Origin of the sequence: Agrobacterium sp. V1 (assembly GCF_030518355.1) — a bacterium.
Taxonomy (GTDB): domain Bacteria; phylum Pseudomonadota; class Alphaproteobacteria; order Rhizobiales; family Rhizobiaceae; genus Agrobacterium; species Agrobacterium cucumeris.
Window position 1 is genome coordinate 237,758 of sequence record NZ_JAULSF010000002.1, and the last position, 14,416, is coordinate 252,173.

12 protein-coding genes are annotated in these 14,416 nt (G+C 60.5%); 7 read left to right on the forward strand and 5 right to left on the reverse strand.

Annotated elements, in window-relative coordinates:
• Positions 1-9 precede the first annotated feature (9 nt).
• Together QSV77_RS15245 and iolG are read right to left on the reverse strand one after the other, a co-directional pair.
• Positions 10-1,440, reverse strand: coding sequence for an NAD-dependent succinate-semialdehyde dehydrogenase (locus QSV77_RS15245; protein ID WP_302734115.1), 1,431 nt, complete (start codon positions 1,438-1,440; stop codon positions 10-12).
• 3 nt (positions 1,441-1,443) lie between these two features.
• Entirely contained in the window at positions 1,444-2,451 is a 1,008-nt protein-coding gene (gene iolG, locus QSV77_RS15250) for an inositol 2-dehydrogenase (RefSeq protein ID WP_302734117.1), read from the reverse strand.
• 105 nt (positions 2,452-2,556) lie between these two features.
• Here iolG and iolD point away from each other — a divergent pair, with 105 nt between their 5' ends.
• From iolD to QSV77_RS15275, 5 genes are read left to right on the forward strand one after another with little or no spacing between them, the layout of a single operon-like run.
• Positions 2,557-4,428, forward strand: a complete 1,872-nt coding sequence (iolD, locus tag QSV77_RS15255) for a 3D-(3,5/4)-trihydroxycyclohexane-1,2-dione acylhydrolase (decyclizing) (protein ID WP_302734118.1) — start codon at positions 2,557-2,559, stop codon at positions 4,426-4,428.
• A 1-nt stretch (position 4,429) separates the two neighbouring features.
• Positions 4,430-5,323 (forward strand): myo-inosose-2 dehydratase, encoded by an 894-nt coding sequence (gene iolE / locus QSV77_RS15260; RefSeq protein ID WP_302734119.1) that lies wholly within the window; start codon positions 4,430-4,432, stop codon positions 5,321-5,323.
• Positions 5,320-6,132 carry an SDR family oxidoreductase gene (locus tag QSV77_RS15265; RefSeq protein ID WP_302734120.1) on the forward strand — a complete coding sequence of 271 codons (813 nt, stop codon included), beginning with the start codon at positions 5,320-5,322 and terminating at the stop codon, positions 6,130-6,132. The genes iolE and QSV77_RS15265 overlap by 4 nt, the downstream gene beginning before the upstream one ends.
• Before the next feature lie 4 nt (positions 6,133-6,136).
• Positions 6,137-7,198, forward strand: a complete 1,062-nt coding sequence (locus tag QSV77_RS15270; RefSeq protein WP_302735256.1) for a sugar phosphate isomerase/epimerase — start codon at positions 6,137-6,139, stop codon at positions 7,196-7,198.
• On the forward strand, positions 7,195-8,358 hold the full coding sequence (locus tag QSV77_RS15275) for a Gfo/Idh/MocA family protein (RefSeq protein ID WP_302734121.1): 1,164 nt from the start codon (positions 7,195-7,197) through the stop codon (positions 8,356-8,358). Before QSV77_RS15270 ends, QSV77_RS15275 begins: the two co-directional genes overlap by 4 nt.
• 534 nt (positions 8,359-8,892) lie before the next feature.
• On the opposite strand, the gene QSV77_RS15280 is transcribed toward QSV77_RS15275, so the two are convergent.
• Positions 8,893-10,056, reverse strand: coding sequence for a M20 aminoacylase family protein (locus QSV77_RS15280; protein WP_302734122.1), 1,164 nt, complete (start codon positions 10,054-10,056; stop codon positions 8,893-8,895).
• Positions 10,057-10,279: 223 nt separating this feature from the next.
• Between QSV77_RS15280 and QSV77_RS15285 the strand changes: the two genes are divergently transcribed.
• Both QSV77_RS15285 and QSV77_RS15290 read left to right on the forward strand, forming a co-directional pair.
• Entirely contained in the window at positions 10,280-11,338 is a 1,059-nt protein-coding gene (locus QSV77_RS15285) for a D-alanyl-D-alanine carboxypeptidase family protein (RefSeq protein ID WP_302735257.1), read from the forward strand.
• A gap of 191 nt (positions 11,339-11,529) precedes the next feature.
• Positions 11,530-12,666 carry a GTP-binding protein gene (locus QSV77_RS15290; protein WP_302734123.1) on the forward strand — a complete coding sequence of 379 codons (1,137 nt, stop codon included), beginning with the start codon at positions 11,530-11,532 and terminating at the stop codon, positions 12,664-12,666.
• A 205-nt stretch (positions 12,667-12,871) separates the two neighbouring features.
• On the opposite strand, the gene QSV77_RS15295 is transcribed toward QSV77_RS15290, so the two are convergent.
• Both QSV77_RS15295 and QSV77_RS15300 read right to left on the reverse strand, forming a co-directional pair.
• Entirely contained in the window at positions 12,872-13,108 is a 237-nt protein-coding gene (locus QSV77_RS15295) for a sulfurtransferase TusA family protein (RefSeq protein ID WP_302734125.1), read from the reverse strand.
• A complete protein-coding gene (locus tag QSV77_RS15300; protein WP_302734126.1) occupies positions 13,105-14,403 on the reverse strand; it encodes a L,D-transpeptidase family protein in 1,299 nt (432 codons plus the stop codon). Before QSV77_RS15300 ends, QSV77_RS15295 begins: the two co-directional genes overlap by 4 nt.
• Positions 14,404-14,416: the final 13 nt, after the last annotated feature.

Here is a 14,416-nt window from a genome sequence, read left to right on the forward strand (position 1 = left end):
GGAAATGCTCTAAAAGACGATCTGGGCGAGTTTGGTTTCGAGATAATCGCTTATCCCCTCGATACCACCCTCACGCCCCATGCCGGAATGGTTCGTGCCGCCGAAAGGCGCTTCGGATGCGGCGAGCGCGAAGCTGTTGATGCCGACCATGCCGGATTTCAGTGCCGCTACCGTTCGCCGTGCCCTGTCCGGAGAACGGGTGAAGGCATAGGCGGAAAGGCCCATGTCGGAGGCGTTGGCCCGCTCCAGAACCTCGTCCTCGGTGCTGAAGCGGGTGATTGCGGCAATCGGACCGAAATTTTCTTCGGCAAAAACCTTCATCGTGTCTGTCACGCCGGTCAGCACGGTGGGCTCGAAAAAGAAACCGTGGTTCAGGTGTGGGGGGCGTTTGCCGCCATGGGCGATTTTTGCACCGGCGCGCACGGCGTCGGCGACCACCGCCTCGATGTCCTCAAGGCGACCGGCATTGATGAGCGGACCCATTCCTGTATCGGTATCAAGCCCGTCGCCAAGCTTGATCTTCGCCGCGCGGGCCACGAAACCATCGACAAAGGCGTCGTGCAGGCTTTCGTGAACGAATATGCGATCCGGCGTGACGCAGACCTGGCCGCAATTGGCGAATTTGGTCGGCACGGTAAGGTCGAGGACATTGTCGAGATCCGCGTCGTCATAGACGATGAGAGGCGCGTTGCCGCCCAGTTCCATGGACACTTTCTTCACGGTCTCTGCCGCATCGCGGATCATTTGCTGGCCGACCCGGGTGGAGCCGGTCAGCGACACCTTGCGCACGCGCTTGTCCGCCATGATCGGGCCATAGGTATCGGCGGTCGAGCCGACAACAAGGTTAACGGCGCCATCGGGAAAGCCGGCGGCCCTCAGGCAGTCGACCATGACCATGGCGACACCGGGCGTCTGGGATGAGGGGCGCAGCACGACGGGGCATCCGGCGGCGAGCGCCGGGGCAAGCTTGCGGGCCGGAAGGGCGGCCGGAAAATTCCAGGCGGTGAAAGCGCCGATGATGCCGACTGCTTCGCGGGTCACCTCAAATCGTCCGCCGGGCACCCGGCTGTCGACGATGCGGCCATAAATGCGGCGTGCTTCTTCGGCGAACCAGCGGAACTGGTCGCAGGAAAGCGTCCATTCGCGACCCGCCTGGGCAATCGGTTTGCCGGTCTCCAGCGAGATCATCGTTGCGCCTTCGTCAGCACGGCGCAGCATTTCGTCGGCGGCCCGGTGTAGCGCCTCGGCGCGTGCGAAGCCGCCCATGGCGCGCAGTTTCGGAAGGGCGACAGCGGCCGCGTCGATCGCATCGCGGGTTTGATCGGCGTTGGCAAGCGTCACCTTGCCGAGCGCAGCGCCGGTGACTGGAGAGACAACCTCGCCGGTTGCGGCACCGGCAAGCCAGCGTCCTTCTATGAAAAGTCCAAAATTCGCGTACATGGTTTACCCGATCTCGCTTGTGTTGACGGTGCGCCCCTCGGCGACAGAGCGGATCGCCGCTTCGGCCAGAAGCAATGCCAGCCGGCCGTCTTCGAAGCCGACCTCCGGTGCCTTGCCCTGTTCCACCGCATCGACGAAGGCGCTGATTTCCGCTGCGAAAGCATCGGCATAACGGTCGATGAAGAAGTTCATCAGCGGTGCTGCCCGGTCGGTGCCGGTTTCGGTGTGGAGGCGCAGGTGATTGAGCGTCCGGTTTTCGGAAATCGCCATGCCGGCACTTCCGAAGGCTTCCACCCGCTGATCGTAGCCATAAACCGCGCGCCGCGAATTGCTGATCGTGCATTGTTTGCCCGAAGCGGTTTTCAGCACCACGGTCACGGTGTCGTAGTCGCTGCATTTTTCCATCAGCGCCGGGTCGACCAGCCGCGAACCGGTGGCGGAGACTTGGCTGATCTCTTCACTCAGAATGAAGCGGGCCATGTCGAAATCATGGATCGTCATGTCGCGGAAAATGCCGCCCGACATTTCGATATAGGCGGCGGGCGCCATGCCGGGGTCGCGCGAGGTGATGACGACCTGATGCAGATCGCCTATCGTTCCGTTTTCGACGGCCTCACGCACGGCGCGGTGTCCGCTGTCAAAACGCCGGACGAAGCCGAGCATGATCGGCACGCCGCTGCCGGCAATTTTTGTTGCACAGGCGTTGACGCGGTCGAGGGAGAGATCGATGGGCTTTTCGCAAAGCACCGGTTTTCCGGCGGCAACTGCCTTTTCCAGCAGATCCGCATGGGTGGGCGTTGAGGTCGCGATCAGCACGGCGTCGACCTCAGGCGAGGCAAAAACCGCCTCGGCCGATTCAAATCGTGTCACATCAAGCTTTTCGGCAATTTCTTTCGCCGAGGGCTCGTATACATCAAAGATACCAGCCAATGTCGCGCGTGGATGAGCGACGATGTTTTCCGCATGCATGCGGCCGATACGGCCCACGCCAAGCACTGCAATTCTCAGCATTGAAATTTTCCTCCCGAGGTATTTGGCAATAATCATTGCAAAGTACAGAATTTGTCAATATGTATTCCAAAAACATATCAACAACCATCCGCAGGAGGAGGCGAGATGACCGCGAAGACCTTACGCCTGACCATGGCCCAGGCGCTAGTACGTTACCTGTGCAACCAGTTTACCGAGATCGACGGAGAGCGCGTTCCCCTGTTCGCGGGCGTGTTCGCCATTTTCGGGCACGGCAATGTCACATGCCTTTCCGAAGCTCTGGAGACGGTGCAGGACCAGTTGCCGACCTGGCGCGGGCAGAATGAACAATCCATGGCGCTTGCCGCAATCGGCTTTGCCAAGGCAAAGAGGCGCAGGCAGATCATGGTCGCTGCGACTTCGATCGGGCCGGGGGCGCTGAACATGGTGACGGCCGCCGGCGTCGCCATGGCCAACCGGCTGCCCGTTCTCCTCATTGCGGGCGATACCTTCGCAAGCCGCCTGCCGGACCCGGTTCTGCAGCAGGTCGAGCATTTCGGCGATCCGACACTCACCGTTAATGACGCGTTCAAATCCGTGGTGCGTTACTGGGACAGGATCGTGCTGCCGGAACAATTGCTGCAATCGCTGCCGCAGGCGGTCGCCACCATGCTCGATCCGGCCGATTGCGGCCCGGTTTTCATCGGTCTTGCGCAGGATACGCAGGAAATCGCTTTTGATTATCCGGCGGTCTTTTTTGAACCGAAGGTCTGGAAAATTCCGCGACCGCGTCCTGACCGTGACGCTGTGGCGACTGCCGCCCGGCTGCTGGCGCAGGCGAAACGTCCGCTCATCATTTCCGGCGGTGGCGTGCGTTATTCGCTGGCGGAAGAGCGCCTTGCCGATTTCGCTGCAAAGCGCGGCATTCCCGTGGTCGAAACCATCGCCGGCAAGGGCGCGCTCACCCATCACCATCCGGTCCATGCCGGGCCGATCGGCATCGTCGGATCAACCTCGGCGAATGCGCTGGCCAAGGATGCGGATGTCGTGCTGGCGATCGGTACCCGGCTTCAGGATTTCACCACGGGTTCCTGGACGGCTTTCTCCCGCGATGCGCAGTTCATTTCCGTCAACGCCGCCCGCTTTGATGCGGTGAAACACCGGGCGCTTTCCGTGGTCGGCGATGCGCTCGAGACAATCGACGATCTAGACCACGCGCTCGGAGCCTACAAGGCCGATGCCACCCACATGCAGCGGGCCAAAACGCTGTTTGCCGAATGGGATAATCTGCTCGACGAACACCAGCGCATCACCAATGCGCCGGTTCCGTCCTATGCGCAGGTGGTTGGCGTGCTGAGCCGGGTTGCGCGGCCCGAAGATACGCTGATTGCGGCGGCGGGTGGAACGCCGGGTGAAGTGACCAAGGGCTGGCGGGTCAAGAACCCGAATACGTTCGATTGCGAATTCGGATTTTCCTGCATGGGTTATGAAATCGCTGCCGGCTGGGGCTGCTCCATGGCGCAGGAAGGGCCGGGCGGTACCGGCGGCGTTCCAATCGTCATGCTGGGGGACGGCACCTACATGATGATGAACTCGGATATCTATTCAGCCGCGCTTACCGGGCACCGGATGATCGTGGTGGTCTGCGATAATGGCGGCTATGCCGTCATCAACCGTTTGCAGCAGGCCAAGGGCGTTCCCGGCTTCAACAATCTGCTGGCAGATTGCCGCGTCAGGGACAGGGAAAATCCGCTGCATGTCGATTTCGTCAAACATGCGGAAGCCATGGGCGCTCATGCACGCAGGGCCGAAAGCCTTGCCGATCTTGAAGACGCGATGATCTGGGCGCAGGGCAATGATGGCGTGACTGTCATCTCCATCGTTTCCGATGCCTGGAAATGGGTGCCGGGCGATGCCGACTGGGATGTCGGTGTTCCCTCCGTCTCCAGTTTCGAGACCGTGCGTGCCGCCCGCGCCGCGCAGGAAAACATCCGCAAGGCGCAGCGAGTGGGGGTCTGAGATGAAAGCAAGACTTGGTATCGCGCCGATCGCCTGGTGGAATGACGATCTTGCCGAGCTTTCCGATGATGTGAGCCTTCAGGAATGCCTGAGGCAGGCAAGCGAAGCCGGCTTTACCGGAATGGAGACCGGGCGCCGGTTTCCGATGGATATGGCGGAGCTCGGGCCGATCCTCGACCGTTACGGCATATCGGTGTGCGGCGGCTGGTTTTCCGGCCTGCTGCTGGATGGTGACATCGAGGCCGAGAAAGACCGCATCGCGCAGCAGATGGAATTCTTCATCGCCGCCGGTGCGCCCTGCATTGTTTATGGTGAAACGGCGCGCTCCATTCAGGGCGTGCGCTCCGCTCCGCTTGCCACGAAGCCCCGGCTCGACGAGGCCGGCATGGCGGCCTATGGCCGCAAGATGTCCGACTTTGCCGACTGGTGCGCGGCGAAGGGCATGCCGATTTCTTACCATCACCATATGGCGGCCGTGGTGGAGACCGAGCCGGAACTTGATCTCTTCATGAAGCACTCCTCCGTTCCCCTGCTGTTTGATGCCGGGCACATGGCCTTTGCGGGCGGCGATGTCATGCGTGTCATCGAAAACCACCATGCACGCGTTACCCATGTCCACACCAAGGATATCCGGCGTGAGGTTGTCGATGGGCTGGACAGGAGCCGGGAGAGTTTCCTCGATGCCGTCATCAAGGGCGCCTTTACCGTGCCGGGCGATGGCAGCCTGGATTTCGGGGCGATCGTCAAGGCATTGGCGTCGAGAGGTTACGAGGGCTGGTTCGTGGTTGAGGCGGAGCAGGACCCGATCAGGAACCCGCCGCTGGACATGGCCCGCAAGGGGCACAGGGAATTGCTGCGCGTGATGGACGCCGCTGGATATGAGGTCGTGAAATGAACCGTATTGAAGGAAAGATCGCCGTTATTACCGGCGGAACCCAGGGTCTGGGTGCAGCGGTTGCGCAGGTGTTTGCGCAGGCGGGCGTGGCGGGAATCGTCATTGTCGGACGCGGCATCGAAAAGGGACAGGCGGTCGCGGATGCCATCACGCAGAAATCAGGCGTGCCGGTTGAGATGGTGGCGGCCGATCTCGGCGATATCGATGATGTCCGCAGCATCATTCCGGCGACGGACAAACGCTTCGGTCGGGTCGATATCCTCGTTAACGCGGCGGGCCTGACGGATCGCGGCAACATGCTCAACACGACGCCCGAGCTTTTCGACCGGATGTTCGCGGTCAATACGCGTGCGCCATTCTTTCTCATTCAGGATGCGGCAAAGGTGATGATCCGCGAGGGGATCGAGGGTCGTGTCGTTAATGTCGGGTCGATGTCGGGTCTGACAGGCCAGCCTTTCCTTGCGCCCTATGCGGCGTCCAAGGGCGCGCTTGCCACCGTCACCCGCCATGCCGGCTTTTCGCTGATGCGCCACCGTATCCATGTGAACCAGCTCGATATCGGCTGGATGAATTCCGATCACGAGCGCAAGCTTGTCCTTTCCGAGACCGGTGATCCCGATTTCATCGACCGTGCGGCGGCGGCCAAGCCGTTCGGGCGCATCCTCGATCCGCTCGAAGTGGCCCGCGCCATCCTTTGGATGTCCTCCGACGACAGCGGCATGATGACGGGCGCGGTGATCCCCTTCGATCAGTCGGTCTATGGCGGTTACGACGACGCGCCTGTGCCGGCGAAAAAGCTGGAGGAATAAGATGATGCGGACCATCAAGGGGCCGGGTGTCTTTCTGGCGCAGTTCGCGGCCGATGAGGCGCCCTATAATTCGCTTGCCTCGTTGGCGGCGTGGGCCGCGGCCAAGGGCTTCAAGGGCGTGCAGATTCCCACCTGGGATACGCGTCTGATCGACATGAAACAGGCTGCGGAAAGCGATGCCTATTGTGATGATCTGAAGGGCATGCTCGGCGAGCATGGGCTGGAGATCACCGAACTTGCCTCCCACATCACCGGGCAGCTTGTGGCGGTGCACCCCGCCCATGATGCGATCATGGACAGTTTTGCGCCGGAACATGTGCGCGGCAATCCCGCAAAGCGTCGGGCATGGGCCGAGGAACAACTGCGCTTTGCCGCCCGCGCCTCAAAGCGCCTCGGCATCGACCGCCATGTGACCTTCCCCGGGGCGCTTTTATGGCCGTATCTTTATCCCTATCCGCAATGGCCGGAAGGGCTGGTGGAGGAAGGCTTTGACGAGCTTGCCCGCCGCTGGACGCCGATTCTTGATGATTTCGACGCCCATGGCGTGGATGTCTGCTATGAAATCCATCCGAGCGAAGACCTGCATGACGGCCACAGCTGGGAGATGTTTCTCGACAAGGTCAAGGAACATCCCCGGGCGAACCTGATGTATGATCCCTCGCATCTCGTTCTGCAGGGAATGGATTATCTCGCCTTCATCGACCATTACCATGAGCGGATAAAAACCTTCCACGTCAAGGATGCCGAGTTTCGTCCAGACGGAAAATCGGGCGCCTATGGCGGTTATCAGCCATGGTCAAAAAGGGCCGGGCGCTTCCGCAGCCCCGGCGACGGGCAGGTTGATTTCGGGGCGATCTTCACCAAGCTGACGACCTACGGCTTTGATGGCTGGGCGGTGCTGGAGTGGGAATGTTTCGTCAAGAACCCGGAAGACGGCGCGTCGGAAGGTGCGCGTTTCATCGCCGATCACATCATCCGTGTTTCGGACCGCGCCTTTGACGATTTCGTCAAATCCGGCGCGAACCGCAATGCCAACCGCACCATGCTGGGGCTGGAGGAACAATGACTATCGAAAGACCACTTCGTCTGGGCATGATCGGTGGCGGTCAGGGAGCCTATATCGGCAATATCCACCGTCTTGCAGCACGCCTTGACGGCAAATGGGTGCTTGTGGCCGGGGCCTTTGATGTCGATCCCGAAAGGGGCCGCGCCTTTGCGATCAATGAAGGGCTTGACCCGGCCCGCAGTTATGGCAGCTATCAGGAGCTGATTACCGGCGAGGCTGCCCGCGAGGATCGTGTCGATGCGGTTGCAATCTGCACACCGAATTTCACCCACTATCCGATCGCGAAGGCGCTGATCGAGGCAGGTTTCGACGTGATCTGCGAAAAACCGCTGACCGCGACGCTGGAAGACGCCATTGCGCTGGAAAAACTGTCGCGGGAAAGCGGCCGCTTCGTTGGGGTGACCTACACCTATTCCGGCTATCCGATGGTGCATGAAGCGCGTGCGCGCGTCGCGGCGGGTGAGATCGGCGAGGTTCGCACCGTGCAGGTGGAATATCCGCTGGAATGGATGGCAACGGCCATCGAACAGCAGGGCAATGCCCAGGCGGCATGGCGCACCGACCCGAAGAAGAATGGCCGCGGCGGCTCCATCGGCGATATCGGCACCCATGCCTATCATCTGGCTGGCTTCGTGACCGGGCTGAAACTGCAGTCGCTCACCGCCGATCTCGCCACTTTCGTGGCGGGGCGGGCGCTGGATGACAATGCCCATGTGATGATGCGTTATGAGGGCGGCGCGCGGGGGCTCCTCTGGTCTTCGCAGGTGGCGCTCGGCAATTCCAACGGCGTGCGTTTGCGGGTTTTCGGCGCGACCGGTTCGTTGCAATGGTTTCAGGAACAGCCGAACGAACTCGTCTATACGCCGCTTAACGGGCGTGTGCAGACCATCAAGCGGGGCGCGGACGATCTTTCCGAAGATGCGAAGGTTCGAACCCGCACTCCGCCCGGCCACCCGGAGGGATATTTGGAGGCCTTCGCCAACCTCTATGCCGGTTTCGCGGAAGCCATCCGTGCCCGCAAAGCGGGCCGTGAGACGGGTGCGATTGGCCGCAACATTCCGCTTGCCTATGACGGGCTGAAGGGTGTGGCCTTTGTGGAAGCGGTTGTGGACAGTGCCGAAAGCGCCGATCCGCGCTGGATCACGCCGGTGGCGGTGTAAAACGCGCGGCAGGCCGTGCCGGAAATCGACCTTTCGGACAGGCCATGTCGGTCCGAGAGGTTTTGACCGTTCTGATTGCAGAGCAGGGTCTGTATCTTAACGGCGGACAAAACAGGAAAAAATGGTGTCCACGAGAGGATTCGAACCTCCGACCCCAGGATTCATACCACTTCGACTTTCGCCGCCGTCCCGCCGAAAATAGGCAGGGCGTTCGTGGTCTGGACTGTCCCTTCACCATGGACCTTGCGGCCTTTAGGCGCTGCCCTACCAGTCTCTACACCTTCAACAGGCTTTCGCCTGAAGCTTGGCTCGGGATTGGCATGCTGGAAGTCCAGCTAAGCGTTCCCCGAATTTGAGCAGATCGACTACAGCCTTTCGGACCGCAGCCCCCAATTATCAACTAGGAATCCTGTGCTCTATCCTGCTGAGCTACGTGGACACTGAATTGCTCTTTAACCTGACGATGCCTGCGGATCAACCGCGTTCTTCATCGCGGTTGATCTGTTCCTCGGCTTTCTTTGCGCTCGCCGGCAATCAGCTCGTGAGACGCTGTTCAGCCAGCTTCACCCAGTAGGAAATGCCGTAGGCGATGGCGTCGTCGTTAAAATCGTAGCCGGGATTATGAAGCCCGGCCGAATCGCCATTGCCGAGGAAGATGAAGGCGCCCGGCCTTTCCTTCAGCATGAAGGAAAAATCTTCGCCGGCCATGGAGGGATCGACATCGGGATCGACATTGTGGTCGCCCGCCACATCGCGGGCGACGCGGATGGCGTGGTCGGTCTCGGCGGCGTGGTTGAAGGTCACCGGGCAATAACGCTCATAGACGACTTCGGCTTCGGCACCATTGGCAAGGGCTATGCCTTCTGCCATCTGCTTGATGCGGTCCTGCGCGAGATCGCGCACCGTTTCGTCGAGGCTGCGCACCGTGCCGGCAATCAGCGCCTCGTTGGGGATGATGTTGTGGCTGGAGCCGGCGTGGAAACGGGTGACGGACACGACGACCGAACGGATCGGATCGGCATTGCGCGAGGCGATCATCTGCAGGTTGCCGACGATCTGTGCACCGATGGTGATCGGATCGATGGTGCGGTGCGGCTGTGCCGCATGGCCGCCCCGGCCCTTGACGGTGATGGAGAACTTGTCCGGTGCCGCCATGATGCCGCCCTTGCGGATGGCGAAGGCACCGAGAGGAATGCCCGGCATGTTGTGCATGCCATAGACCTCGTTAATGCCGAAACGCTCCATCAAGCCGTCCTCGACCATGGCGAGTGCGCCAGCGCCACCTTCTTCGGCGGGCTGGAAGATGACGGCGATGGAGCCGGCGAAGTTGCGGGTCTCGGTGAGATATTTCGATGCGCCGAGCAGCATGGCGGTATGGCCGTCATGGCCGCATGCATGCATCGCGCCTGCTGTTTTCGATGCCCAAGGCTTGCCGGTTTCCTCGAGAATGGGCAAGGCGTCCATATCCGCGCGAAAGCCGATGGTGCGTTCACCGGCAAGATTGCCCCTGATGATGCCGACCACACCCGTGCGGCCAAGACCGGTCACGATTTCGTCAACGCCAAAAGATTTCAGCTTGTCCGCAACGAAGGCCGCGGTGTTGTCGACATCATACAAAATCTCGGGATTTTCGTGCAGGTGACGCCGCCATTCGCTGACTTCCTGTTGAAGTTCGGCGGCTCTGTTCAAAATCGGCATTCGTTCATTCCTGGGTTCATCGGTGCGGCGTGTGGTAAAAGCCATCCTCCATGGTGGATAGTGCGCCGCATAATTGACGTAATCAATGTACTTTGCCATTGCTAGGACATATATGGTGAATATTGCCATTCCCCGACCGAAGACGGGAATTCGAGGACAAGCCTTGCCACAGACAGTTAAATCGCCAAACGCCGCCCGGCGGCTCTCCGCAGCCGTTGCCATCATGACCGCAGGCCTCGTCGCCGCAGCACCCGTGGCCAATGCCAATCCGAAAATGGTGGTGGATGTCAAAACCGGCAAGGTGATTTCCCATCAGGAAGCCTTCCGCAAGTGGTATCCGGCGTCGCTGACCAAGCTGATGACCGCCTATATCGCTTTTTCGCAGATGAAGGCCGGCAAGCTCAGCCCGCAGACGGAAGTGGTGATGAGCAAGAAGGCCGCCGACCAGCCGGCCTCGAAAATGTATTTCAAGCCCGGCCAGAAGCTGACGATGGACAGCGCGCTGAAGCTGCTGCTGATCAAATCCGCCAATGATATTGCCGTGGCGATTGCCGAGACGATCGGTGGCACCTCCGATAATTTTGTGGCGCAGATGAATGCGCAGGCGCAGCGGCTGGGCATGAGCTCCACCCATTACGTGAATGCCAACGGCCTGCCCGGCAAGGGGCAATATACGACCGCGCGCGATCTGGCGCTGCTGGCGCTGATCATCAAGCGTGAATTCCCGGAATACGCCCACTATTTCTCGCTGGAAGGCGTCACCACCGGCAAGAAGAATTATGCCAACTTCAATATGCTGGTGGGCCGCTTTGATGGCGCTGACGGCATGAAGACCGGCTTCATCTGTGCCTCCGGTTTTAACCAGGTGTCGTCTGCCGTGCGCAATGGCCGCTCCGTCATCACCGTGGTGCTGGGCGCGGACAGCCTTGCCGGACGAACCGACCAGTCTGCGGACCTGCTGCAGATGGGGCTGACGGCGCCTTCCGGGCAGGGCGTTTCGCTTGCTTCGCTGGCGCCCTATGGCGATACAGGCGATGTAAACGATGTCAGCGCCGAAATCTGCAATCCGAAGGCTGCAAAGGTGCGTAGCGAGGGCCGCGATGAAGCCGGCCGCATGGTCATCCATTCGCCCTATGTGACGGAGATGACCCGCCCGCCGGAATATTCCTTCGCCGGTCTTATCCCGGGCAGCGAGACCGTGGCTGTCAACACGACCAAGGGAGCTGCGGCCAAGGGCGAACTGGCCAACGTGCCGATCCCGATCCCACGCCCGACATTCTGATTGGCTTGATCGCTCTTCAGTGATGAAGGGCGACTGTGCCAGCGGATTGGCTATTCGCAGCTCTGATCTGTTATGATATTACAGTCTCGCCCATGGCTTCAGGCCTTGGGCGATTTCTGTTTTATCGCGCGGTTCCGGCTCGAACATCGTTCAACGATCTGCCGGAGCGGCCCTCAACATACAGGCAAGGCATGTCTCGCGAGCGTATACCGGTCTCCATCATCACCGGATTTCTCGGCGCCGGAAAATCGACGCTGCTCAACCGGCTCCTCAAGGACCCCGAGATGAGTGACGCGGCGATCATCATCAATGAATTTGGTGATGTCAGCATTGATCATATGCTGGTTGAAAGCGCCGGCGAAGGCATCATCGAACTGGCGGAAGGTTGCCTCTGCTGCACGGTGCGCGGGGAACTGGTGGATACGCTGGCGGAGCTGATGGATGGTATCCAGACCGGCAAACTGAAGCCGGTGAAGCGGGTGGTGATCGAGACCACCGGCCTTGCCGATCCTGCCCCGGTCATGCAATCGATCATGGGTAATCCGGTGATCGCGCAGAATTTCGTGCTCAACGGCATGATTACGGTGGTGGATGCCGTGAACGGCCTCTCCACGCTCGACAATCACGAAGAAGCCGTGAAGCAGGCGGCCGTTGCCGACCGGTTGGTGATGACCAAGCGAGCGCTCGCCGACGTTTCCACAATTGCTGCACTGACGGCGCGCCTGCAGACGCTCAACCCGCGCGCAACGATCGAGGATGGCGACAAGCCCGACTGGAGTGCCTCGGCGCTTCTCGACAATGGTCTTTATGATGCCGGCAGCAAAAATGCCGATGTTGGCCGCTGGCTGGGCGAAGAGGCGGCCCATGATCATCACGACCACGACCACGACCATGGGCACCACCACCACCGTGGCGACCATGGCCATCACCATCACGATGTGAACCGGCACGATGCGTCGATCCGTTCCTTCTCGATCATTCATGACAAGCCGATCGAGCCGATGGCGATCGATATGTTTGTGGATCTGCTGCGCTCGGCGCATGGTGAAAAGCTGTTGCGCATGAAGGCCGTCGTCAAGCTCTCGGACAATCCGGACCGGCCGCTGGTGCTGCATGGGGTGCAGAACATTTTCCACAGGCCCGAGCGCCTTGCGGCCTGGCCTGACCCGTCTGATCAGCGTACGCGCATGGTGCTGATCACGAAGGACTTGCCGGAGGCTTTCGTGCAGGACCTCTTTGCCGCATTTACCGGCGCCCCAGGCATCGACCGTCCGGACAGGCAGGCGATGACGGATAATCCGCTGGCGATTTCGGGGATGCGGTTTTGAGGTGAGTGGCGAAAGTCTGCGGCAGCCGGCACCCCCCTCTGTCCTGCCGGAGATCAGGTGAGGCAGTCGTTCATTCCTTCGCAACGTTGGTCATTGCGGTCTTAGCCACAGGTAAAAATATTGGGAGCAAGCCGCTCGTCGATCTCCACCCTTGAGGGGGAGATGTCCGGCAGGACAGAGGGGGGTAACCTCCGCAGTGAGCACTCTACGCCCCCTTCACAATCCGAAACCGATGCCCGTTACCAACTGCCACGGTCTCAACCAGACTATGCCCATCCTCATTGCACATATGCGCAATATCGATGACAGCCAGCGGATCGGTCGTCTCAACCGTCAAAACATCGCCCGCTTTCAGCGCAGCAAGCTTCTTGCGGCTTCTTAAAACCGGAAGGGGGCATTTAAGCCCCCTCAAATCGTAAATCACTTCGGCCGTGGCGCTCATTCCTTGGCCCAGAACTTCCAGAAGGGCTTCTTCTCCGGCGCTTCCGGTGCCGGTGCAGAATAGGCAAGCGGGTTGAGGGCCGGAACCGGGATGCCCTGTGCGGCCGCACCGCTCTGGCCGTTGGCCGAAGGCGCGGGGGTGGCTGTGGCAACCATGGTCGGGGCGGCAGGCGCCGGGTTCGACTGTGGGGCGGTTGGCTGAGGCGTCGAGGTGCGTGGGCCACGCAGGGATGAGGCGGTGGCTGCGGTTGCCGGGGAGGACGACGTCACCTGCTGCGCCTTCTTCTCCATCAGCGCGGCAAATTCCGTTTCCTTCATCAGCTTGCCGGCCTTCAGTGCCGAGCCGGTCGGGGCATAGGCGGGTTCGCGTCCCTTGCGCTTTTCGGCGACCAGCGCCTTGCGCTCCGCCTCGCTCGGGTCATACCAGGCCATGCCGTCATATTTCTTCATCGCCTTTTCATAGGCGAGATCATAGGTCTTTTCGTAACTTGAAAGCGCGCTGACCAGTGCGGGCGGCGTGCTCATGCCCGGGCACTGCGCGGAGGCGTTGAAGCTGCCGCCTGCCGTCTGCTGGTTGAAGACATATTTCTTCTCGCAGACATTCACCTCCGGCGGGCGCTTGGTGACTTCGAAATTGTCGTAACCGACCTTCAGCATCTTCCAGAATTCGAGATGTTCGCTCTGGCGGTGGCGGGCCATGTTTTCCGCTGTCATGCGGAAGGGAAAGGCCTGCAGCTGCACGGTCTTCTGGCCGCCCTTGAAGGCGTCGCGCGCGAAACCGTAGATTTCAAGAATCTGCGCATCCGTCATCGAATAACAGCCTGACGATGAACAGGCGCCATGGATCATCAGGTTGGTGCCGTTGCGGCCATTGGCGGCATCGTAACGGTTCGGGAAGCCGGTATTGATGGCGAGATAATATTTCGAGTTCGGATTGAGATGCGCGGGTGTCAGGTTGTAGAAACCTTCCGGCGCTTGCCGGTCACCTTCCTTCACCTTCGGGCCGAGTTTGCCGGACCATGCGCAAATCTCGTAGCCGGCGATCTTCTCGAAACGGTTGTCGCGCCTGGCCTTCCAGATTTCCAGCGCACCTTCTTCCTTGAAGATGCGGATCATGATCGGCGAAGTGCGATCCATGCCCCTTTTGTCGATCTCGGCCAGAATGGACGGAGACAACGGGTAATCGACCTTGTTCTTGACGTGGGAAACGTCGCGTTCGACGGTTTCGAGCGTATCGTTGCAACCGGTAAGAACGAGCGCGGTGCAGGCGAGCAGGGCAAAATGTGTCAAACGCATGATCTGATCCGAA

Coding starts and splice junctions, on each gene's coding strand:
- QSV77_RS15300 (WP_302734126.1), bottom strand. CDS start 14,403: ATGCGTTTGACACATTTTGCCCTGCTCGCCTGCACCGCGCTCGTTCTT.
- QSV77_RS15270 (WP_302735256.1), top strand. CDS start 6,137: ATGCGGACCATCAAGGGGCCGGGTGTCTTTCTGGCGCAGTTCGCGGCC.
- QSV77_RS15280 (WP_302734122.1), bottom strand. CDS start 10,056: ATGCCGATTTTGAACAGAGCCGCCGAACTTCAACAGGAAGTCAGCGAA.
- QSV77_RS15290 (WP_302734123.1), top strand. CDS start 11,530: ATGTCTCGCGAGCGTATACCGGTCTCCATCATCACCGGATTTCTCGGC.
- QSV77_RS15275 (WP_302734121.1), top strand. CDS start 7,195: ATGACTATCGAAAGACCACTTCGTCTGGGCATGATCGGTGGCGGTCAG.
- iolE (WP_302734119.1), top strand. CDS start 4,430: ATGAAAGCAAGACTTGGTATCGCGCCGATCGCCTGGTGGAATGACGAT.
- QSV77_RS15295 (WP_302734125.1), bottom strand. CDS start 13,108: ATGAGCGCCACGGCCGAAGTGATTTACGATTTGAGGGGGCTTAAATGC.
- QSV77_RS15285 (WP_302735257.1), top strand. CDS start 10,280: ATGACCGCAGGCCTCGTCGCCGCAGCACCCGTGGCCAATGCCAATCCG.
- iolG (WP_302734117.1), bottom strand. CDS start 2,451: ATGCTGAGAATTGCAGTGCTTGGCGTGGGCCGTATCGGCCGCATGCAT.
- QSV77_RS15265 (WP_302734120.1), top strand. CDS start 5,320: ATGAACCGTATTGAAGGAAAGATCGCCGTTATTACCGGCGGAACCCAG.
- QSV77_RS15245 (WP_302734115.1), bottom strand. CDS start 1,440: ATGTACGCGAATTTTGGACTTTTCATAGAAGGACGCTGGCTTGCCGGT.
- iolD (WP_302734118.1), top strand. CDS start 2,557: ATGACCGCGAAGACCTTACGCCTGACCATGGCCCAGGCGCTAGTACGT.